General features: G+C 59.8%; 15 protein-coding genes. 2 read left to right on the top strand and 13 right to left on the bottom strand.

From position 1 onward, the window contains the following. Positions 1-21: 21 nt before the first annotated feature. Entirely contained in the window at positions 22-918 is an 897-nt protein-coding gene (gene accD, locus F3H58_RS09050; protein WP_149741961.1) for an acetyl-CoA carboxylase, carboxyltransferase subunit beta, read from the top strand. An 86-nt stretch (positions 919-1,004) separates the two neighbouring features. Further along, complete coding sequence (locus tag F3H58_RS09045; protein WP_188128840.1) at positions 1,005-2,384, top strand: bifunctional folylpolyglutamate synthase/dihydrofolate synthase; 1,380 nt, start codon at positions 1,005-1,007, stop codon at positions 2,382-2,384. Positions 2,385-2,404: 20 nt separating this feature from the next. On the opposite strand, the gene F3H58_RS09040 is transcribed toward F3H58_RS09045, so the two are convergent. From F3H58_RS09040 to chvI, 13 genes are all read right to left on the bottom strand, one after another. Next, positions 2,405-3,346: an IS110 family RNA-guided transposase gene (locus F3H58_RS09040; RefSeq protein WP_149741959.1), complete on the bottom strand. Its 942-nt coding sequence runs from the start codon at positions 3,344-3,346 to the stop codon at positions 2,405-2,407. Between the two features lie 253 nt (positions 3,347-3,599). Next, on the bottom strand, positions 3,600-3,920 hold the full coding sequence (gene trxA / locus F3H58_RS09035) for a thioredoxin (RefSeq protein ID WP_003505361.1): 321 nt from the start codon (positions 3,918-3,920) through the stop codon (positions 3,600-3,602). Between the two features lie 77 nt (positions 3,921-3,997). After that, positions 3,998-7,555 carry a double-strand break repair helicase AddA gene (gene addA / locus F3H58_RS09030; protein WP_149741958.1) on the bottom strand — a complete coding sequence of 1,186 codons (3,558 nt, stop codon included), beginning with the start codon at positions 7,553-7,555 and terminating at the stop codon, positions 3,998-4,000. Then, positions 7,545-10,730, bottom strand: a complete 3,186-nt coding sequence (gene addB / locus F3H58_RS09025) for a double-strand break repair protein AddB (protein WP_149741957.1) — start codon at positions 10,728-10,730, stop codon at positions 7,545-7,547. The genes addA and addB overlap by 11 nt, the downstream gene beginning before the upstream one ends. Next, complete coding sequence (locus F3H58_RS09020) at positions 10,727-11,464, bottom strand: nucleotidyltransferase family protein (RefSeq protein ID WP_149741956.1); 738 nt, start codon at positions 11,462-11,464, stop codon at positions 10,727-10,729. The genes addB and F3H58_RS09020 overlap by 4 nt, the downstream gene beginning before the upstream one ends. Positions 11,465-11,480: 16 nt before the next feature. Further along, positions 11,481-12,992, bottom strand: coding sequence for a tRNA (adenosine(37)-N6)-threonylcarbamoyltransferase complex ATPase subunit type 1 TsaE (gene tsaE, locus F3H58_RS09015; RefSeq protein ID WP_149741955.1), 1,512 nt, complete (start codon positions 12,990-12,992; stop codon positions 11,481-11,483). Further along, the gene (locus F3H58_RS09010) at positions 12,989-15,571 is read right to left on the bottom strand and encodes a sensor histidine kinase (protein ID WP_065656805.1); all 2,583 of its coding nucleotides are present in this window, start codon (positions 15,569-15,571) and stop codon (positions 12,989-12,991) included. Before F3H58_RS09010 ends, tsaE begins: the two co-directional genes overlap by 4 nt. Before the next feature lie 208 nt (positions 15,572-15,779). Continuing rightward, positions 15,780-17,180, bottom strand: coding sequence for an adenosylhomocysteinase (gene ahcY, locus F3H58_RS09000; protein WP_149741954.1), 1,401 nt, complete (start codon positions 17,178-17,180; stop codon positions 15,780-15,782). Positions 17,181-17,308: 128 nt separating this feature from the next. Further along, the gene (locus tag F3H58_RS08995; RefSeq protein ID WP_003521181.1) at positions 17,309-17,584 is read right to left on the bottom strand and encodes an HPr family phosphocarrier protein; all 276 of its coding nucleotides are present in this window, start codon (positions 17,582-17,584) and stop codon (positions 17,309-17,311) included. 11 nt (positions 17,585-17,595) lie between these two features. Beyond that, complete coding sequence (locus tag F3H58_RS08990) at positions 17,596-17,997, bottom strand: PTS sugar transporter subunit IIA (RefSeq protein ID WP_003505374.1); 402 nt, start codon at positions 17,995-17,997, stop codon at positions 17,596-17,598. A 125-nt stretch (positions 17,998-18,122) separates the two neighbouring features. Then, on the bottom strand, positions 18,123-18,587 hold the full coding sequence (locus F3H58_RS08985; RefSeq protein ID WP_149741953.1) for an HPr kinase/phosphorylase: 465 nt from the start codon (positions 18,585-18,587) through the stop codon (positions 18,123-18,125). Continuing rightward, entirely contained in the window at positions 18,577-20,367 is a 1,791-nt protein-coding gene (gene chvG, locus F3H58_RS08980) for a two-component system sensor histidine kinase ChvG (protein ID WP_078052255.1), read from the bottom strand. Before chvG ends, F3H58_RS08985 begins: the two co-directional genes overlap by 11 nt. 58 nt (positions 20,368-20,425) lie before the next feature. Further along, a complete protein-coding gene (gene chvI / locus F3H58_RS08975) occupies positions 20,426-21,151 on the bottom strand; it encodes a two-component system response regulator ChvI (protein ID WP_006700117.1) in 726 nt (241 codons plus the stop codon). Positions 21,152-21,290: the final 139 nt, after the last annotated feature.

Genomic DNA, 21,290 nt, shown 5'->3' with positions numbered 1-21,290 from the left:
GGCCCAGTCAGGAGTAGACAGTTGAACTGGATCACCAATTACGTTCGGCCGCGGATCAATTCCATGCTCGGCCGCCGCCCGGAGGTTCCGGAAAACCTGTGGATCAAGTGCCCGGAAACGGGTGAAATGGTCTTCCACAAGGATCTGGAAGACAACAAATGGGTCATTCCGGCTTCCGGTTACCATATGAAGATGCCGGCCAAGGCACGTCTTGCCGATCTTTTCGATGGCGGTGTCTATGAAGCACTGCCGCAGCCGAAGGTAGCGCAGGACCCCTTGAAGTTCCGCGATTCCAAAAAATACACCGACCGCCTGCGCGACAGCCGCACGAAGACCGAGCAGGAAGACACGATCCTTGCCGGCGTCGGCCTCCTGAAAGGCCTGAAGATCGTCGCCGTTGTGCATGAATTCCAGTTCATGGGCGGCTCGCTCGGCATTGCCGCCGGCGAGGCTATCGTCAAGGCTTTTGAGCGCGCCATCTCCGAGCGTTGCCCGCTCGTCATGTTCCCGGCATCGGGCGGTGCTCGCATGCAGGAAGGCATTCTTTCGCTGATGCAGCTGCCGCGCACGACGGTTGCAGTCAACATGCTGAAAGAAGCCGGCATGCCCTATATCGTGGTTCTGACCAACCCGACCACGGGTGGCGTCACGGCCTCCTACGCCATGCTGGGCGATGTGCATATCGCCGAGCCGGGCGCCGAGATTTGCTTCGCAGGCAAGCGCGTGATCGAGCAGACCATTCGCGAAAAGCTTCCCGAAGGCTTCCAGACCTCGGAATATCTGCTGGAACACGGCATGGTGGACATGGTGATCGACCGCCGCGAAATTCCCGACACGCTGGCCAATCTGCTCAAGATCATGACCAAGGCGCCTGCTGACAACGTAAATGCTGTCGTACCGCTGGCCGCTTCGGCCTGAGGAAAAAAATATGTCGCCCGGAGGCATAAACTGCCTTCGGGATGATGCTATACGTTGCATGATTTCATCTTTGGTGCGGCGGACAAATGGCAAGCAAAACGCCTGAAAGGCGAACGGAAGACATGACGAAGCCCGCGATCGGTGAGGCCGAGAAGATCATCGAAGAGCTGATTCAGCTCCACCCCAAGGGCTTTGATCTTTCGCTCGATAGAATTTCCCGTCTTCTTGAAAAACTCGGCAATCCCCAGAACAGAATGCCACCTGTTATCCATGTTGCGGGCACCAATGGTAAGGGTTCCGTCACGGCCTTTTGCAGAGCGCTTTTAGAGGCGGCGGGCCTTTCTGTTCACGTCCATACTTCTCCACATCTGGTGAACTGGCACGAACGTTATCGTATCGGCGTTTACGGGGAAAAAGGCCGTTATGTCGAGGATGCCGTCTTTGCGGATGCGCTGCGCCGTATTGAAGCTGCCAATGCAGGCCAGACGATCACGGTTTTCGAAATCCTGACTGCCGCGATGTTCGTGCTTTTTGCGGAACAGCCCGCCGATGCAGCCGTAGTGGAGGTTGGTCTGGGTGGGCGTTTCGATGCGACCAATGTGATCAACAATCCGGCCGTCTCCGTCATCATGCCGATTTCGTTGGATCATCAGGCCTATCTTGGTGATCGGGTGGAGCTGATCGCCGCCGAAAAGGCAGGCATCATGAAGTCCGGTTCCCCCGTCGTCATAGGCCATCAGGAATATGATGCGGCGCTCGAAACGCTTGTCACCACGGCGGAGCGGCTCGGTTGCCCGGTCTCGGTCTATGGGCAGGATTTTTCCGCCCATGAAGAATTCGGCCGCATGGTCTATCAGGATGAGTTCGGCCTGGCCGATGCGCCGTTGCCGCGTCTTCCTGGCCGCCATCAGCTTGCCAATGCCGCCGCCGCGATCCGCGCCGTCAAGGCCGCCGGTTTCGAGGTGACGGAACGGATGATCGAAAAAGCCATGACCTCCGTGGAATGGCCCGGCCGTCTTCAGCGCATTCTGACCGGCAAAATCGCTGAAATGGCCCCGAAGGATTCGGAAATCTGGATCGATGGCGGCCATAACCCCGGCGCGGGCGAAGTCATTGCCGAAGCGATGGCCGGCTTTGAGGAAAAAACACCCCGCCCGCTGTTCATCATTGCAGGCATGATCAATACCAAGGATCCGGTGGGCTATTTCAAGGCCTTCGCCGACATTGCCGAATATGTCTTCACCGTGCCGATTGGCGGCACGGATGCGGCGATCGATCCCGTCGTACTTGCTCATGCGGCCTTCGATGCCGGTCTGGTGGCGGCCCCCACCTCGTCTCTCACGCATGCTCTGGAAGAGCTGTCGCGCCGCTTCGACCCCGAAGGACCGGCGCCGCGCATCCTGATCGGCGGCTCGCTTTATCTTGCCGGCAACGCGCTTGCCTTCAACGGCACGGTTCCCCAATAAAAAAGCAACGGTGTTATTGGTCAAGCGCGGTTGCTCTGTGATCTCTCATTCTTGCATTGAGGATTATGATCATTTTTCTCATGACGGCGACGAGGGCAACCTTTCCGGGCTTGCCCTTTTCTTTGAGACGCTGGAACAATGCCTTCATAACCGGGTCGAATGGCCGGCAGGGCGGCGATATAGAGGGCGTCGCGCACCTGCTTTCGCCCGCCTGCGATCATCCGCTTGCCGCGCATCTGTCCGCTATCGCGGTTGATCGGTGCCACGCCGACAAGCTTGGCGATCTGCGCCTTGTCCATCAACCCCAGTTCCGGCAATCCCGCGATCAGGAAGCAAGCTGTTCTTAGACCTATGCCCTTGAGCGACATAAGCACGTCAGCCATGGCCGCGAGATGATGGTCCTTCCCGAGGCAATCCTCCATGGCTTCGACGACGGCCTGGCGCTGGTCCGTCAGGAAAGTCAGCGTCTCCTTGATCCATACGGCTTGCCGTTCATCCCGGTTGCTGGCGAGTTTCTCTCGCCGGTTCCTCTCCTGGACGATCATGTGGGATAGCTGTCGGTAACGCGACACGAGCTCACCCAACACGGTCTGGGCTGGGGACACGGCGGCAAGGAGCTTGGTTTCCATGCGCCTGGCATAATCCGCCAGGACGAAAGCATCGATCCTGTCGGTTTTGGAAAGCGTGCCGCAGGCCCGCGCGAACTGTCTGATCTGCCTGGCATTGACCTTTGCGACAGGCTGGGCGGCCGCAAGAAGGGCATCCACGACAGCTCTTTCATAGCCGCCGGTCGGCTCCAGAACGAGGCAGTCTATCCGGTCGAACTGGGTGAGGAATGCCAGGAACCGCGCAATCCCTGCGCTGTCATTGGCAAAGCTTGCAGATCGCGCTTCAGGAAGAACGCAGATATCGAGCGATGATTTTGATATGTCGATGCCGACAAAACGGTTAGTATCGGTCATGAGGTTGTGTCTCCCTTATACGCGAGCGTGAAGCTCTCTCAACGGTTCGACCAAGCCTCGAAATGGACAGAGGGTTATGCTTTTTTACGAACGAAAGTTCAGGCCCGGCATGGACCAACCGCTCCGTCCATCGTCTCGACGGTGTTGCAATCACCCTCAAGACAAACAAGGCCGGAACATCATAACGATGTTCCGGCCTTTAATGTATAAGGCCCGGCATCGCTGCCGGGCTTTTTCATTCCATGAACATTGCTTATGCGGCGCCGGAAATCCAGGCGGACAGCGCTGTCTTGGGAGCAGCGCCAACCTTGATGTCGGCCACTTCGCCGCCCTTGAACATCGCGAGCGTCGGGATGGAGCGAACGCCGAACTGGGCAGCCAATTCCGGGTTTTCGTCGATGTTGAGCTTCGCGACCTTGACCTTGCCGGCAAGCTCGGACGAAATTTCCTCAAGGCTCGGCGCGATCATCTTGCACGGGCCGCACCATTCGGCCCAGAAATCCACTACGACGGGTTCGGCGGATTCGAGGACTTCGGACTGGAAGTTGGCGGCATCGACTTTTACGGTAGCCATATCTGGCTCTCCTTTCAGCTAAACTTCTCCGCTATCGATGTGATGCGGGCGCGTCGGAATTTCAATGCCCCGGTATCTCACTTTGTCTTTATTGCGGCAAGAGCCTGCGTCATTGCATCATCGTCAACCCGCACAAAAGCGGCATTTTCCGTATAGATCAGCGCGCAGACAAATTCCTTGCCGGGATAGAGCGGTGCAAGAATTTCGCGATAAATGGCAAGCTGCGCGGTGTGGGAGAAAGGTATCTCGCGTGCCGTACGCGGCGGAACCCGGTTCGTCTTGTAGTCGACCAGAATAACGCGATCACCGTCCACCGCCAGCCGGTCGACACGGCCGGAGACGGCATAGTGCTGCCGGCCGATGGTCATCGTGCCCATGATGGAGATTTCCGCGCGGCTGTTGGCGGAAAAGGCCGGTTGCACCGCCGGTTCGGAGATGACCCGCAGAACCGCCCGGATCAAATGCTCACGTTCAGCCGTAGGCCAGAAACGGGCCGCTCGCTCCGCATAGCGGCGGGCAGCCTCCTCCCGCTCCGCCTCGGCAAAATCCGGCAGTGCCTGCAGCATGCGATGCACCAGCCGGCCGCGCTGCAGCGCAAGCGAAGAGACATCGGTTTTCTCGCCGAAAAGCGGCGAACGCACGGCGAGATCATCCGCACCGTCATCGATGATGGTGCCTGCACCGGAAGGGCTGAGCGGCCTTGGCAAGGAGGGCAGGGCAGGCAGGGGAGCAAGCAGCCCGGCCGGAAGAGTATATTCTTCGTCCTGTTGCTTTTCCGGCAGCCTTTGCGGGAGAGATGTCGCGCGAGCCTCGGATTTACGCCAGACAAGCCCTTGCCATTCCTCGCCATCGGCCATGAAAAGCTGCGGCTTGCAATGGTCTTCATTGTTGGCAAGCGCCGCCTTGACGATGGCATGCCAGCATTCGGGGTTTTCCTTCTGACCGCGATAACCGCAGACGACGAGGTGATCGGCGGCGCGCGTCATCGCCACATAAAGCAGCCGTCGATATTCGTCTTCGGCGGCCGTCTTCAGCCGTTCTTCGTCCGAGCGAATGAGATGGTTGGAAAAGCCGCTGCCGGGCAGCCAGACCGGGAAGGCGTCCTCACCCGCTTCGACAAAGCGCAGTTTCGGCACATGGCTGTGATTGAAGGCCTTCGAACCGCCATCGACGACAAAAACCACGGGCGCTTCCAGGCCCTTGGAGGCGTGCACGGTCATGATACGTACTTCGCCGCGATCCTTGTCCTGCTCGCGTTTCACTTCCGGTGAATCGGTTTCCAGAACGGAGAGAAAGGCCTGAAGGCCGGGCAGACCGGTTCTTTCGTGGTCCAGCGCAAAGGACAGAAACTCATCCAGAACGTCGCTCGCCTCATTGCCTAGCCGGCCGAGGAATTTTTTGCGCCCGTCATGCAGGGTCAGGACCGCCGCAAAGAAATCATGCACGGTGGCCGTTTTGGAAAGCGCGATGAAACCTTCCAGCTTGGCGGTAACGGCGGAAAGATGACTATTCTCTTCCTGCGAAAGGATTTGCAGCCGTTTCCAGACGCTTTCCGTTTCCGATCGCATGGCGGCGATGTTGAAAACGTCATCTTCGGTCAGGTTGAAAAGCGGGCTCTTCAACAGTGCGGCGAGCGAAAGATCGTCTTCGGGCAGGACCACGAAATGGCCGAGCGCCAGAAGGTCCTGCACGGCTATGTGGTCGGTCAGGCGAAGGCGGTCGGCGCCGGCAACGGGAATATTCTTGCGTCGTTTCAGCTCGCGCGTCAGCGCATTGACAAAGGCATGACGTTTTCTGACGAGAACCAGAATGTCGCCCGGCTCCACGGCGCGCTCGACGCCCTTTTCGATAATGGTCTCGCTTCCGATCATATCGGCGATGCGCGCGGCGATCCGGCGGGCGACTATGGTGGCCGGCGCGCTTTCCCGCAGCGCATCGAAGGGCGCTGTCCAATCCTCTTCGTCTTCGGCGGTTTCCGGTGCCACCATGTCCCACACCTCCACGGTGCCGGGATGGCCGGCACGGTTGGATCGGTGCTCCACCGGCTCGTTATCGGCACTGAGGCCGCTGGCGTTATTCGGGTCTGAAAAGACCTGATCGACGGCGGCCAGAACATCCTCCGTGGACCGGAAAGAAAGCGGCAGACGGATGCGGTGAAAGGCCTGCTCGACGGAATCGACGCGCTTTTTGGTTTCTTCGCGCTCCTGCGAAAACCGTTCCGGCCGGGCGCCCTGGAATGAATAGATCGACTGTTTTTCATCGCCCACGGCAAAAAGCGTGCGCCGTCCCAGGCGGGCGCTCTCGCCGGTGAAGAAATCCGCCGCCAGCGACTGGATGATCGACCATTGCACCGGGCTGGTATCCTGCGCCTCATCGACGAGAATATGGTCGATGCCCTGATCCAGCTTGTAGTGCACCCAGGCGCCGGCCGTATCGCGGTTGAGAAGGTTGGCCGCACGCTCGATCAGGTCTTCGAAATCGAGCTGGCTTCGCTGTTTCTTCAGATCTTCGAAATCGCCGATCAGCCTTTCGGCCAGCACAAGGGCGCATTTTGTCGCCGCCAGCATCCGCACCAGACGATATCGGTTGCGGCAGGAAACGACATGGTCCCGCGCCAGCGTCAGCGCATCGAGAAGTTCGGGGGCGGATTTCTGCATGCCTTTGTTGATGACATAGGCATCCGATTTCTTTTCGCCCTTGGCTGTCAGCAGTGCCGCTTCGATGAATTCCATCCGCCGCACGGGGTCCGACTGTCGTTTTGCCTCCCTGAGCGCATAAGCGACATCGATGACGCGTGATCCACCCACCTCGTCGGCAAGGGTGAGATACGTATCGAGCGCAAGGCCTGAGAGGCCGGGCAGAGGCCAGAAGGCGGCCGCCGCGGTTTCTTCGGTTTCCCCATCTGCTATCTGCATCGCCTGCCGCAACCGCGCATCGATGCCGCCCGACTGTTTGGCGTCCAGAAGAAAGGCACGAAGGGCGCTGCGATTGGCGATGATGGCGGAAAGCAGCGATTCCAGTCCGCTTTCGTCGGCGAGATCGAGCACATAAGCGAGCGATTGCGCCAGCTCCGCGTCCCGCTCCGTCGAAACCGCCGTTAGAAGCGAACGGCGTGCTTCGGCGAGTAGGGTTGTAGCGGCGCGGTCGTCAAGAACGGAGAAATGGCCGGCGACATTGGCTTCCAGCGGGAACTGATGCAGCAACGCCTCGCAGAAGGCGTGGATCGTCTGGATTTTCAACCCGCCCGGCGTTTCCAGCGCCTTTGCAAACAGCCTGCGCGCTTCGGCAAGCTTGATGCGATCTGGCGCCTTGCCTTCGATGGTGGCGATGCGGTCCTTGAGGTCGGAATCCGGCAAAGTAGCCCATTCCGCAAGACGGTCGAAGACGCGGCTGGACATTTCCGACGCCGCGGCCTTTGTATAGGTAAGGCACAAAATCGCCGAGGGTCGGCAGCCGGCCAGAAGCAGGCGGATGACACGCTGGGTCAGAACATGGGTCTTGCCGGAGCCGGCATTGGCCGACACCCATGCAGAGCTTGCGGGATCGGAGGCAAGCCGCTGCCGGGCGCTGGTCCAGTCTATCCAGCTTTCAGGCGTGTCGGCGGCGGGGCCGGCATCGAAGGGATCAATCGTCATCGCCGTCTCCCGGTTCTGCCGTCGACCATTCCGAAACGCGGGCGAGGTGGTCATATTCCCCGCCATAGGATTGTTGCTCTTCCGGCACGAGGCGGGAGGCGAAGCCGTTTTCGCCGTCACGCAGGGAATGAACGAATTTGGTGAGCTGTTCGATCGATTCCGTCGCGAGCTCAATCGCCGATTTCGGCGGTCTTTTGCCGCTTCGGCTGGAATGTTCGTTATTGACCTGATCGGCAAAAAAACGCTCGCCAGGCCGCAGGCGAACATAGATCAGGTTTTCCGGTGTGGGCGAACCGGCTTCGCGGAAGGCACCGCGCATCAGTGCCGCCGCCTCCAGCGCAAGCTGCGGATCGAGCAGCGCGCGCGCCTGATTGACGGAAGGCGCAAGCCCCGTCTTGTAGTCGATAATATCCGCCTGACCGTTTGTCTTGATGTCGATGCGGTCGGCGATCCCCGTCAGCCTTATGCCCGCCTCGACGATTTCCTGCCCGGCGCGAGCCTCGTAGAAGCTGTGGCGAATGGATGGATGACGTTCTTTTTCCCAGTCGATAAATGCGCGCGCTACCGCTGCAAAACGCGGCCGCCAGATGACATCCACATGGGGAGGCAGGTTTTCCGAATCGAAACATTCGTCGAGAATGCGCTGCATGGCTGAAAGCGAGGCCGGTGTGCCGGGAACATGTCCCTCACGGGAATAGCGCTCGATGATCGCGTGATAGAGCGTGCCGCGATCGGCGGCGTTCGGATCGCGATTGAAGGGGTCGAGCGGGTCCAGCTTCAGGATGCGCCGCGCATAGATCGAATAGGGATCGCGGCGCAGGCGGCCCACTTCGCTGAAGGAATATCGCGTCGGCTGCAACGCGGCTGGTGGTTTCGGCGCAGGGCGCTTTGCCGCTTCCTGATCGATGCTTTCATCCATCAATCCCGCCCAATGGCGATAGGTCTCGCCGCGCTTCCTCAGTCTATCGGCAAAATCCTCGCCGCCCAACGCGAGAAGACGCTGCAGCCAGCGTGAGGCGACAGCGGGCGTTGAGCCCTGCCTCAGCGCGCGGGTGTAAAAAATCTGTCGGGTGCCATTTGCCATCTCGAAATCATGCGCCAGCTGACCGATGCGCCGTTCAGGCGGCTCCAGTCCGATGGCGGTCTTCATGGTGCGGGACAGGAATGGATTATTCGCCGTCTGGCCCGGCCAGAGCCCTTCATTGAGACCACCGATGACAACGGTATCGACGCTTTGCAGCCGTGCCTCAAGTGCGCCGAAGATGAAAATGCGCGGATGACGCATCGATCTTGGCTTGATCGATTCACCGGCTACCACTGCCGCAAAAATATCGATCCATTGCGGTCCATCCGCATCGAGGATTTCGCCGCTTTCCATCAGCTCGCCGAACAGCTCGGAAAGCTTGTCTCCCGCTTCACCGGACCAGAGCGCGGCAAGATCGCTGTTCTCATCTGCGCAGATGGCTTCGATCACGCGGCCCGTCCGCTCCGCCCAAACGGACAGCGGCAATTTATCGGTGAAGACGCGGCCGGATCGATCTTTGCGGACAAAAGCGGAGCCAAGCGGCTCGGTCGCAACGGCAATCCGCCGCGCCAGATCGCGCGCAGCCTCCGCGCTCGTCTCCGGCAGCGCCAGCCGCCAAGCAGGTGGGTGCCGGTCGTCGCGCTGCGCCAGAAGCTGCGCCTCCAGAACCGCTTCCAGATTGCCGATTTCGGTCTCCACACGGCCGCCGCGCAGCGCGATCAGCTCCAGCGCTTTCGAGGCTTTCGCGAAAGCTTCATCGGAAAGCCCGAAACGGCTGAGCGGATGTTTCAGAAGGGAAATGATCGGCACCGGGTCGCCGGGCCTCAGGATCGCTTCCAGCGCCAGTTGCGTCAGCCCCGCTTGTGGGGTGGCGGAGAGCGGCGTACCGGCCGAGTCGTCTGCTTCGATGCCGAAGCGCTGCAACTCCGTTGCCACGCGCCGCGCCAGCCCGCGGTCCGGTGTTATCAGCGCTGCCTGCGACGGACGCCCAACGCCGGGCGCTTCAAGCGCCAGCCGCAAAGCCACCGCGATGGCTGTTGCCTCCTCGCGCTCATTGGCGGCTTCTATCAGCGTGGCCGTCGCGAAGGCGTCGTCGAAAAAGCCGGGTTGCGTGTCCTCGCGCCAGCGATTCCAGCCGCTGGTGGATTTGGCCGGCGCGAGTGCGGCCGAAAACACGGCTGCTCGCTTTTCCAGATCGCTATCGATGGCGCCGATCTGAACCACGTCGTCGCGCAGGATGCCGAGCTTCTGCAACAGCATATAAAGCCCATATTGCGAGTGGGTGCGGCTCGAAGGATCGGTAGGGTCCTCGGCGATTGCCTCCCACTGCTCCTCCGGCATGGCGAGATCTAGCCCCGGAAGCACGACGGTGCCCTGGGGCAGGGCCGCAACGGCGGCGATAAGATCGGCTGCGGCAGGAATGGAACCCGTCGACCCGGCGACGATGATTGGTCCCGTATCCGGCAAATTGGCAAGCCGGTTCGCTTCCGCCCGCAGGATGGCGTTGCGATGCCGGCCGGCCGAGGAACGGTTGAGTTCGGCAAGCCGCGCCGGCCAGAAGACACTGGCGATCCGCAGGAAATCCGCCGTCAGCTGCCACCATTGGGCGTGATCGCCAGTATCGAGATGCTGAAGCGCTTCCCAGTCCTTTTCTTCCGTATCCATTGCATCGATCACCTCGCCAAGCGCACGCGCCAGCCAAATGGCGTCTGCGGGGCTGGCGGGGGCGACAAGCGGCGAATCCGAGTGAATTGCCCGGATGGCGTCCGGCAGGCTGTTGCGCCAGGCGAGAATGAGACGCGCCAGTTCGATCAGTCGGCCGGTGCCGGAAATCGGCGGCGCCAGATCCATGATTTCAGGATTTTCGATCTCGAAAAAGCCGCTGTCGTCATCCGTTTCGCCCAAGGGGCGGATCAGCGGCAGAATGGCGGACCGGCCGCCCAGAAGATCGACGAATTCGGAGCGCAGCACACGGGCGGAGCGCCGCGTCGGCACGTAGATCGTCACCTTGGCAAGCGACAGCGGGTCGGCTGGGTCGTATTTATAGCTGGCTGTCAGTGTCCCGTCACACAGCGTTTCCGCGAGCGTCTTGAGGAACGGTGTTCCCGCAGCGATCGTCAGAACGCGCTTTGCGTGGTGGGTGAGCGTCATGCAGAGCGTTTTTCCCTGAATTGGCGGATGATGCTTTCAGCATCTTCTATCGCATCCGGCGTGCCGACGGTGATCCAGTGGCCATCCATAGAAAGCCCGAAAAGCCGGTCTCTTTCAATGGCGCGGTCGAAATAGATATTGAGGTTGAAGGCATCTGCCGGTGCGTCGTCCAGCAGGCGCGAATCCATGGCGATGGCTCCGGCATAAACCACGGGGTTCGGATCGCCATCGCGATACCGCGTCAGTTTCCCATCGGTGGAGAGGTTGAAATCCCGCTTGCCATTGTGCCCGGTGGTGCGGTCCATGTCGACGCAGAGCAGCGCCATGTCCATTCGGGTCGGGTCGAAGAATTGCGCAAGCTTGCGCAGGTTGCTGACCGCATTCAGCTGCTCGCCAATCCAGAAGAGATCGGCATTCATAACGAAGACCGGGCCGGGTTCCAGAAGCTTCAGGCCCTTGGCGAGACCGCCGCCGGAATTCATCAGTTGCAACCGCTCGTCGGAAATCAGGATTTCGGCGTCGGTGCGGTGCTCAAGATGGGCGACCATCTGTTCCGCGTGGTGGTGCACATTGACGACAATGGTTTCCGCACCGGCTTCGACAAGCGCGTCGAGCGCGTAATCTATCATCGGCTTGCCGGCGATCTGGACGAGCGGCTTCGGGATCGTGTCCGTGATCGGGCGCATCCGCGTGCCAAGCCCGGCGGCCAGCACCATCGCATTTTTAATCGTCATCGTGGTCAACCGTCTTTCAGTCGTCGAATTCCATGCCCATGCGCAAGCACCAGTCTTTGAGCGGTGCGAGTTCCGGATGCGAAAGCGCTGCACTGAGATAGCGGAACGTCCTCGGCATATGTTTCATATAACCGGGTTTTCCGTCCCTTTCCAACAGCCTCACCCAGATACCGGCGAGCTTGCAGTTGCGTTGCGCCGACATGATGGCGAAAGCCTTGAGGAAGAGAGCCTCATCGAACGAGGGCGCGCTTCTCCTGCTGTCGAGATAGTGCGAAAGCAGGCGCGCCTGCAATTCGGGTGAGATGGTGACACGGGCGTCCTGCACGATGGAGGCAAGATCGTAAGCGCTCGGACCGATCATCGCGTCCTGATAATCGATCAGGCCGACCTGCCGGATGCCGGTATTCTGCGGCTGCCATATAAGGTTGGGCGAATGGAAATCGCGTAGCACAATTCCCGTCTCGCAGTCGGCGAGCTGGTCGATCAGCGTGTCCCAAAGAGCGTAATAATCGCTCTTTTCGCTATCGGTGAGCGATTTACCGCGTTTATGCGGCAGATACCATTCCACCAGCAGCGAAACCTCGATCTTCATCGCCTGGCGGTCGAACGGGGGAACCTCATAGGCGCTGCCGTCACCCACCGGCAGCAGGCCAGGTCGCGGGGCCTGATGGAGTGCGGCAAGGCAGGCGACGCTTTGCAGATAGCGATCCTCTATCGGCGTTCCGTCAGGCGCAAGTACCCCATCCCGCCCGAGGTCCTCCAGCAATAGAATACCCTGATCGATATCCGCCGCCATAATCTCGGGGGCGCAAAGGCCGTTGTTTCGAAGATAATTGCCGATCGCGACAAAAGAGCGGGCGTCCTGGGCAAGATGGGCGATTTCCGCGTAGGTCTTGCCGTCCGCAATGATTGCACCCTTGAGGGGACGTCGCCAATCCATAAGGATAAGGTCCGGGCCGTCAGTGGAAACGGTCTCATAGGCGCGTGTTGAGGCGTCACCGCTGAGAAAGCGCCGGGCCGCATCGCCCCTGCCATTTTTTGCGAGAAACGCGCGGATGGCGAAAACCCGTTCAAGTCGTGCTTTCAGCTTTGCCGGAGCCTCGATGGCGGCGAGCCGCCCTTCGCCGGAATGCGTCAGCCGGAGCGTGACGGTCTGCTCCGGCGGCAGGATCTCGGCGGCCATATCCGGCCACTCGATCACGCAGATGCCATCCTCCAGCATCTCATCAATGCCGAGTTCGTCCAGTTCCGAAACATCCGAAAGCCGGTAGAGATCGAGATGGGCGACTGGAATGCGGGCGGCATAGGTCTGGACGATCGTGAAGGTAGGGCTTGGAACTTCAAGATCCGGCTCGTCCGCCATTGCCCGGATGAAGGCGCGGGCAAGCGTCGATTTACCGGCGCCGAGATCGCCGATCAGGGCCAGACAATCGCCGGGTTTCAAAGCCAGCGCAAGGTCTTCACCGAGCCTGATGGTGTCCTTTTCTCCCGCAAGGGGAATGGTGATCGGCAAGATGTCTTCGCTCATTCTGCGGCGATGGAATGCGGCCGTGTGCCGGAAGGAATGCGGCAGGTGACGATGGTGCCGTTGCCGGGCCGGCTGTCGATGCTGACCGTGCCATGATGCAGGCTGACGAAGCTTTCGACGATGGAAAGACCAAGCCCCGCACCGGTTCGCCGCCCGCCATTGCCGCGCGTCGCGAAGCGGTCGAACACGCTCTTCAGCATGTCTTCAGGAATGCCCGGACCCTTATCCGCCACCGAGAACACGAAGTCACCTTCGCTGCGCTGGCAGGAGAGCTGTACGGAGGAACCTTCGGGTGCGAAATTGATCGCATTGGTCAGGAGCTTGATGAGAATCTGCTTCAACCGCTGATGATCGGCTACCAGACTGCCGAGATGGGCGGGTGCAACGATCTCTAGCGAAATTCCGCTCTCCTGCAGCCGGTCGGCGATCTGCACCGAAACGTCTTCAAGCAATTCGTTCAGATCGTTTTCCGAATAATTGAGCTGCATGATGCCGGCATCGACGGTCGCGAGATCGAGAATATCGTTGACGATGGTCAGGAGCACCGAGGACGAGGTGGAAATATGGTCGAGATATTCCGCCTGCCGTTCCGTCAATTGACCGATGCCGGGTGTCTTGAGGAGATCGGTGAAGCCGATGATATTCGTCAGCGGTGAGCGCAGCTCGTAGGAAACATGCTGCACAAAATCGTTCTTAAGCTCGTCGGCCTTCAGAAGCGCGTCGTTCTTTTCCTTAAGCGCCCGCTCGGCCCGCACGCTGTCAGTCATGTTGACGAAGGTCAGCATGGTCTGCGCGTCCGGCAGCGGAATGATGGCGTAGTCCAGCACGAGGCCGGAAAGCAGTTCCAGTGTGCCCTGCCGCGACGGCCGCTCATCGTCGAAGCTGGTAATGAACTGGCTGAAGGCGCGCCAGCCGTCCGGCCTGTCATAGGATTGCGTGCAGGCGGTTTCGATGGCGCGGATATGGGTGCCGGTCTCAGCCTGTTCCGCGGTCACGCCCCAGAGCGCCCGGAATGCCGGGTTGGACAGGCGAATGCGCCCATCGGCGCCGAACACGGCCACACCTTCGGCCAGATGGTCGATGGTTTCGCCCTGCACCTTTACCAGCGTGTTGTAGCGCATCTGCAGATCGACTTGCTCGGTCAGGTTCTCGAAAACCCAGGTCGCGCCGCCCTGCGGATGGGCAGTGGCGATGACCCGCAGGGTCTGGCCGTTCGGCAGGTGCCAGAGATCGGTCTTGGTGTCCAGCGAACGGTAGACGGAAAGCGCCGTCTCCTTCCAGTTCTTCCAGTTCAGCTGCTCCGGCAATTTGCCGGCGGTGCGCAGCCTGTCCAGAAGCTCGGAATTGTCAGGGCTGGATTCGAGGAAAACGAGATCGAGACCCCAGAGAGCCGCAAAAGCCTGATTGTAGAATTGCAGCCGCTGACGGCCGTCGAAAATGGCGACAGGCGTTGCCAGATGATCGAGCGTTTCGGCGTGGCTTTTCAGAACCCGCTTGAGTTCCTCGCCGATGGTCTCGGCCTCGGTGGCATCGATGGCGATGCCGGCGGACCCACCCGCCGTCTTGATGTCGACAACGTCAAAGAAGGTGCGGTTTCCGGAAACCACCGTCGAAATACGGTCGTGATAGGGCGATTCCGGTGTCGCGGCCGCGCGTATCTTCTGCCGGGTAACCGTGTTCAGAAGTTCGCGTTTTTCATGAACGGCCTGTTCGGTGTCACGGGCATCCACCGCCTGGGCATAGGCGTGGTTGACCCAGATGAGGTCGCCTTCGCCATTGCGCCGCCAGACGGGCTGCTCAATGGAATCGAGAAGTTCCTGAAAGGTCGAGACGGAAGCGATCAGGCGCTCGCGCTCCACCTGCAATTCAGCGAGTTCGGCGCGCAGATTGTTAAGCGCGATGAAACGCGCAAAGGCATTGCCCCCGGAAACCCGGCCCTGAACCTCAATGACTTCACCGCGCTGCGTCTCGATGGTCAGGTCGAAACTCTGGGCATGGCTGCGGAGTTTTTCGATGGATTTTTCAAGCTGGCTTGCGGATGCCGGTTTCAGCCAGCGGCCAAAGGCCAGAAAATCGTGATCCGCCTGCGGCACACCCGTCTCGGCCGGCAGCTGTCCCAGAAATTCGGGCCGCTTGTCCGCTCCGTCCCAGATGACGATGCGGCGGCTCTTGTCGGAAATCAACGCCTCGTATTTCGCAATCTTGTGGTGGGACTGGGCAAGCGCCTGCCGGTATTCGCTGCTTTCGGCCTCGATATTACCGCGCTGGCGCACCAGCCAGACGACGGAAAACAGCGTTGCTGAAAGCATGCCGACGAAAAGCGAATAGGTGATGGTTTCTCCGGATGAGAACAACCGCGCGCCGGTCTTTGCCACAAGGCCGTCCTGGGCCATCACAACGGTTGTCGAGCCGGCGAGAACCGTGCCCGAAAGCAGGACAGGAAGCCTCGCAAAGCCTGTCTGAACCGCACTGACGACCTGCCGGCAACGCGCAAGAGCCGCGCTCAATGCCACGCCCGCTTGCGTGTTTTCAACGCGTTGAACTGTCTGCTTGCGCAGATCCGAATTTTGAACCGACATCCCCGGTCTGTCTCCGTCCTATGTGCCGCATCTTCGACAAGACATCCCATTTCGTCCCCGCCGCCCTTTGGCGTGTCCGAATCAAGTCTGATGACAATACCGCCTTCATAAATCTGCGAAAAGGGAGCGCGCAAAAAAGATGCCGCGCGCTTTGTCAAGCGCACGGCATCTAGATATTGTGTAATTTCAGTGGATATTAACTATGATATTAATATCTGTAGTGTTCGGCCTTGAACGGACCTTCCTTCGAGATGCCGATATAATCTGCCTGAAGGTCGGAAAGTTCGGTCAGGCGCACACCAAGCTTCTCAAGATGAAGGCGTGCAACCTTCTCGTCGAGGTGCTTGGGAAGCACGTAAACTTCGTTCTTGTATTCGCCCTGCTTGGTGAAGAGCTCGATCTGGCCCAGCACCTGGTTGGTGAAGGAGGCCGACATGACGAAGGAGGGGTGACCGGTGGCGTTGCCGAGGTTCAGCAGGCGGCCTTCGGACAGAAGAATGATGCGGTTGCCCTTCGGGAACTCGATCATGTCGACCTGCGGCTTGATGTTCGTCCACTTCAGGTTACGCAGCGATGCGACCTGAATCTCGTTGTCGAAATGGCCGATATTGCCGACGATGGCCATGTCCTTCATCTCGCGCATATGCTCGATGCGGATCACGTCCTTGTTGCCGGTGGTGGTGATAAAGATATCGGCGGAGGAAACCACGTCCTCCAGACGAACGACCTCGAAACCGTCCATGGCGGCCTGAAGCGCGCAGATCGGATCGATTTCGGTGACCTTCACGCGGGCGCCGGCGCCCTGCAGCGATGCCGCCGAACCCTTGCCCACATCGCCGTAACCGCAGACCACGGCAACCTTGCCGGCCATCATCACGTCGGTTGCGCGGCGAATGCCGTCCACCAGCGATTCCTTGCAGCCGTATTTGTTGTCGAACTTCGACTTGGTGACGCTGTCATTGACGTTGATCGCCGGGAAGGGCAGCAGGCCCTTCTTGCTGAGATCGTAAAGACGGTGAACGCCGGTCGTCGTTTCTTCCGTGACGCCCTTCAGTGCGTCGCGCTGCTTGGTGAACCAGCCGGGCGAAGCCTTGAGGCGCTTGTTGATCTGCGCGAAGAGAATTTCCTCTTCTTCCGAACCGGGGTTGGAAAGAACGTCCTCACCGGCTTCGGCGCGTGCGCCGAGCAGGATGTACATGGTGGCGTCGCCGCCATCGTCGAGGATCATGTTGGAGAGGCCGCCATCGGCCCACTGGAAGATCCTGTCGGTATATTCCCAATATTCCGTCAGGGTTTCACCCTTGACTGCGAATACCGGAATGCCGGCTGCAGCAATGGCGGCCGCCGCATGATCCTGCGTCGAGAAGATGTTGCAGGAGGCCCAGCGAACCTCCGCGCCCAGTTCCTTCAGCGTTTCGATGAGAACGCCGGTCTGGATCGTCATGTGAAGCGAACCGGTGATACGTGCGCCCTTCAGCGGCTTGCTCTCACCGAATTCCTTGCGGCAGGACATCAGGCCCGGCATTTCGGTTTCGGCGATGTCCAGTTCCTTGCGGCCGAATGCGGCAAGGTTGATATCGGCGACGATGTAGTCCTTCTCAAGGCTCATGAAGTTCTCCAGATCAGAAACGCCGCACCTTGCGGTCCGGCTCTTAAACGTAGCAGCGGTTTAGCAGGCCACGAACGATCTGGCAATGATGATATAAAGAAGTCTTTATGTCTTTATATGGTGCCGGCTCAGGCTTCTTCGCCGAAGCGGTCGGCGACAAGCGCCTCCAGTGCCTCCAGCGCTTCTTTCGCCTGATTGCCGCTTGCCTCGACATAAACGCTGCAGCCGGGGCTTGCCGCCAGCATCATCAGGCCCATGATGGAGGTGCCGCCAACGGTCATGCCATCCTTGGAAACCGTGATCGTCGCGTCAAAACCTTCGACCATCTGCACGAATTTTGCAGAAGCCCGGGCGTGAAGACCGCGTTTGTTGATGATCGGTAGTTCCCTGGAGAATGGCGACATAGGCTAACTTCTCACTTGCCGCTCAAAACGCGGCTGGCGACGTTGATATATTTGCGGCCGGCATCGGATGCGTCCTGAAGGGCCTTGTCCATATTATCTTCGCTGCGAACGCCTGCAAGCTTGATCAGCATGGGAAGATTGACCCCTGCGATGACTTCGACATTGCCGTTATTCATGACGGAAATCGCGAGATTGGAAGGCGTGCCGCCGAACATATCCGTCAGGATGATCACGCCATTGCCGTCATTGGCGCGCGCAACGGCGTCGATGATATCCTGCCGGCGCTGATCCATGTCGTCTTCGGGACCGATACAGACCGTCTCGATCAATTTCTGGGGACCGACGACATGCTCCAACGCATGGCGAAACTCCTCAGCCAGCTTGCCATGGGTGACAAGCACTAGTCCGATCATGAAATGCTCCCTTGCACACGCACTCTCATTGCCGACTATCGCAACGCGGCAATCCTGTCCATCGGTGGGATTTCATCTTGATGAGGAAAATGCGAATCGCAAGCCTAAAATCGCCCGAATCATCGTCACTTCACATTCGTTTCAAAAAGATTCTGAGCAAGTGCAGCAAATTTTCCATAGGGCGTAAGACTGGAAAGCGGAATGCGCAGAAGCCTGATATGCCCGCCGCAGGGCAGGGAAAACACCTCGTCACCTTCGGGAAGTCTTGGATTCGTCCCTGAAAGGACTGTCGTGACCGCAAAATGTAGTGGAGCGCACGCAATGCTTTTGACGGAAACAATACCGCTACCGCGCAATTCCAGCAGGCCGGCGATTGCTTCCGGCCGCTCGGCAATGATGTTGTCGCCATCGCGATACACGAAAATCTGATCGTCCGCGATCAGCGCCGCCGGCAATCCGCAGCGTTCCGCCTCCGTCAGGAAGCTGAAGGCAAGCTCGCTTTTGCCGCTGCCCGACGGCCCGACGAAAAGGATGCCGGTGTCTTGAACGGTGATGGCGGTGGCGTGCAGGTTGAAGCGTTCAGCGTTCATGGGTTTCGGCTGCCGGCAGCGACAGGGTGAAGCGCGCGCCGGAAATCACGCCATATTTGTCGACCACGTTTTCCGCCCGCAGACTGCCGCCATGGGCTTCGGCTATCTGGCGGCTGATCGAAAGGCCCAGGCCGGAATTCTGTCCGAACCCTTCGCTCGCCGGCCGGTCGGTGTAGAAGCGCTCGAAAATCCGGTCAATATCCTCGGCCTGAATGCCGGGCCCGTTGTCCTCCACCTGCACGATGCAGCGATCCTTGTGACGGGAAAGGCGCACGGTGATGCGACCGCTTTCCTCGGTAACGAAGGAGCGCGCATTCTCGATGAGGTTGGTGACGATCTGGCCGATACGCAGGTCGTGGCCATTCACCACGAATGAGGTTTTCGCGCCCGCTTTCCGGTCGACGACATAGTCTATCGTCACGCTTTTCTTCTTGGTGCTTATCTGGCGGGATATATCCACCAGACCCTTCATCAGCACATCGAGATCGAGCGGCGAGGCGTCGGCGCGCGCCAGTTCCGCATCGAGTCGCGAGGCATCCGAAATGTCGCTGATGAGGCGGTCGAGGCGGCGCACATCGTGGAAGATGATTTCGGTCAGGCGCTGTTTCGACTCTTCGGTCTTGGCGCGCGGCAGGGTTTCCACGGCGCTGCGCAGCGAGGTCAGCGGGTTCTTGAGCTCATGGCTGACATCGGCGGCGAAGCTTTCGATGGCGTCGATACGGTCGTAAAGCGCCGTCGTCATTTCACGCAGTGCAATCGAAAGATTGCCGATCTCATCCTGACGCGCCGAGAAATCCGGTATTTCCTCGCGGGTTCTCGCCCCGCGGCGCACGCGGATTGCGGCAGCGGAAAGCCGCCGCAGCGGCGTGGCGATGGTCGAGGAGAGGAGCAGCGACAGCACGATATTGACCAGCGTGGCGATGCCGAAGACACGCATGATGGCGAGGCGCTCCGCATGCACGATTTTGTCGATATCGCCCGCCTGCGTGGAGAGCAGCAGAACGCCGAGCACCGCCCGGAAGCGTTGCACCGGCACGGCAACTGAAACGATCAACTCGCCCTTTTCGGTGACGCGCACCACCGCGCCGCGCACACCTGTCAATGCATTCATCACTTCGGGATAGATCGAACCGTCGCCGCCGGGCGCTTCCTTATATTGCGGCAGGCTGCTCGGCTGCAGCATGCGGTTGAACATGCTGGTGAACCAGTCGCCCCAGGTCTGCGTCTCCGGCGTTACCGGCGGCAGATCGAAGCGCAGCACCTGACCGCGCGAATAAAGATGACGGGAATCGAGCAGCAGATTGGCGTCGGCATCGAACAGCCGCGCGCGGGTACGCGTCGGCGAAATCAGCCGCCGCAGCACCGGCGCCACCCGTTCCGGATTGATCGGGAAACTCAGGTCCTCATCATTGGGGGCAGGGGTGATGCTCTGTCCCGCCTGCAATTCGAGCAGCTTTTCCGGATTGATAGTGATCGAATTTGTATCGACCGAGGCGGAAGCGGAGACAGCGCCGGCGATGATCTCGCCCTGCGTCAGCAGGCTTTCCACGCGCGCATCGATCAGCCCTTCACGGAACTGGTTGAGATACAGAATGCCGCCGACCAGAACCACCGTCGCCGCGACGTTGAAAAAAAGGATGCGGCGCGTGAGGCTGGAAAACACCGCATTGCCGAAAATGCGCCGGATGATCGTCAGCGGATGGATACGATGGCGGCGTTCGCTGCCGCGTTCTTCGGCATCGTCGCTGTCCGAGACGGTTTCCGGCGTTTTCTTCAACACGTATTCAAGTCCTCACCACCCCCATGTCGGGTGGCCCCTTCTGCGCGAGTCGGCTTCTTCAAGCCGCTTCGCGGAAGCGATATCCTACGCCATAAAGCGTTTCAATCATATCGAAGTCGCCATCGACCAGTTTGAACTTCTTGCGAAGGCGCTTGATGTGGCTGTCGATGGTGCGGTCGTCCACATAGACCTGTTCGTCATAGGCGGCATCCATCAGCGCGTCGCGGCTTTTCACCACGCCCGGCCGCTGTGCCAGCGAATGCAGGATGAGGAATTCGGTCACCGTCAGCGTTACCGGTTCGCCCTTCCAGGTGCAGGTATGCCGTTCCTGATCCATGGCGAGCTGCCCGCGCTCCAGTGTGCGCGCCTGTTGGTCTGCAGTCGGCTTCAGAACGTTGCCGGTTGCGGCAGACGCTTCGCGGCTGCTGGCGCGGCGCAGGATGGCTTTGACGCGTTCCACCAGAAGGCGTTGCGAGAACGGCTTGGTGATGAAGTCGTCCGCACCCATCTTCAGGCCGAACAATTCGTCGATCTCTTCATCCTTGGAGGTGAGGAAGATAACCGGCAGATCCGACTTCTGGCGAAGGCGCCGCAAAAGCTCCATGCCGTCCATGCGGGGCATCTTAATATCGAAAATGGCGAGCTGCGGCGGACGGGCGATCAACCCGTCAAGCGCGGAAGCGCCGTCCGTATACGTTTCGACCCGGTAGCCTTCGGCTTCGAGCGCGATCGATACCGAAGTCAGAATATTCCGGTCATCGTCGACAAGCGCGATCGTCTGCATGTAGTTGGTCTCCATGGTCATTTTCTCGTAACTCCCGACATTCACCCAGCCAGGTTGTGCGCCGCGAGCCACTCTCATGAGTATAAAGGTGGAACAAATTGTGGCAAAGGAAAACTCGGCCCAAAATCGCAAGGGTATG

The sequence above is a fragment of the Rhizobium sp. NFACC06-2 genome (assembly GCF_900101425.1).
Lineage (GTDB): Bacteria > Pseudomonadota > Alphaproteobacteria > Rhizobiales > Rhizobiaceae > Agrobacterium > Agrobacterium leguminum.
This window is presented reverse-complemented; position numbering and strand designations above follow the sequence as displayed.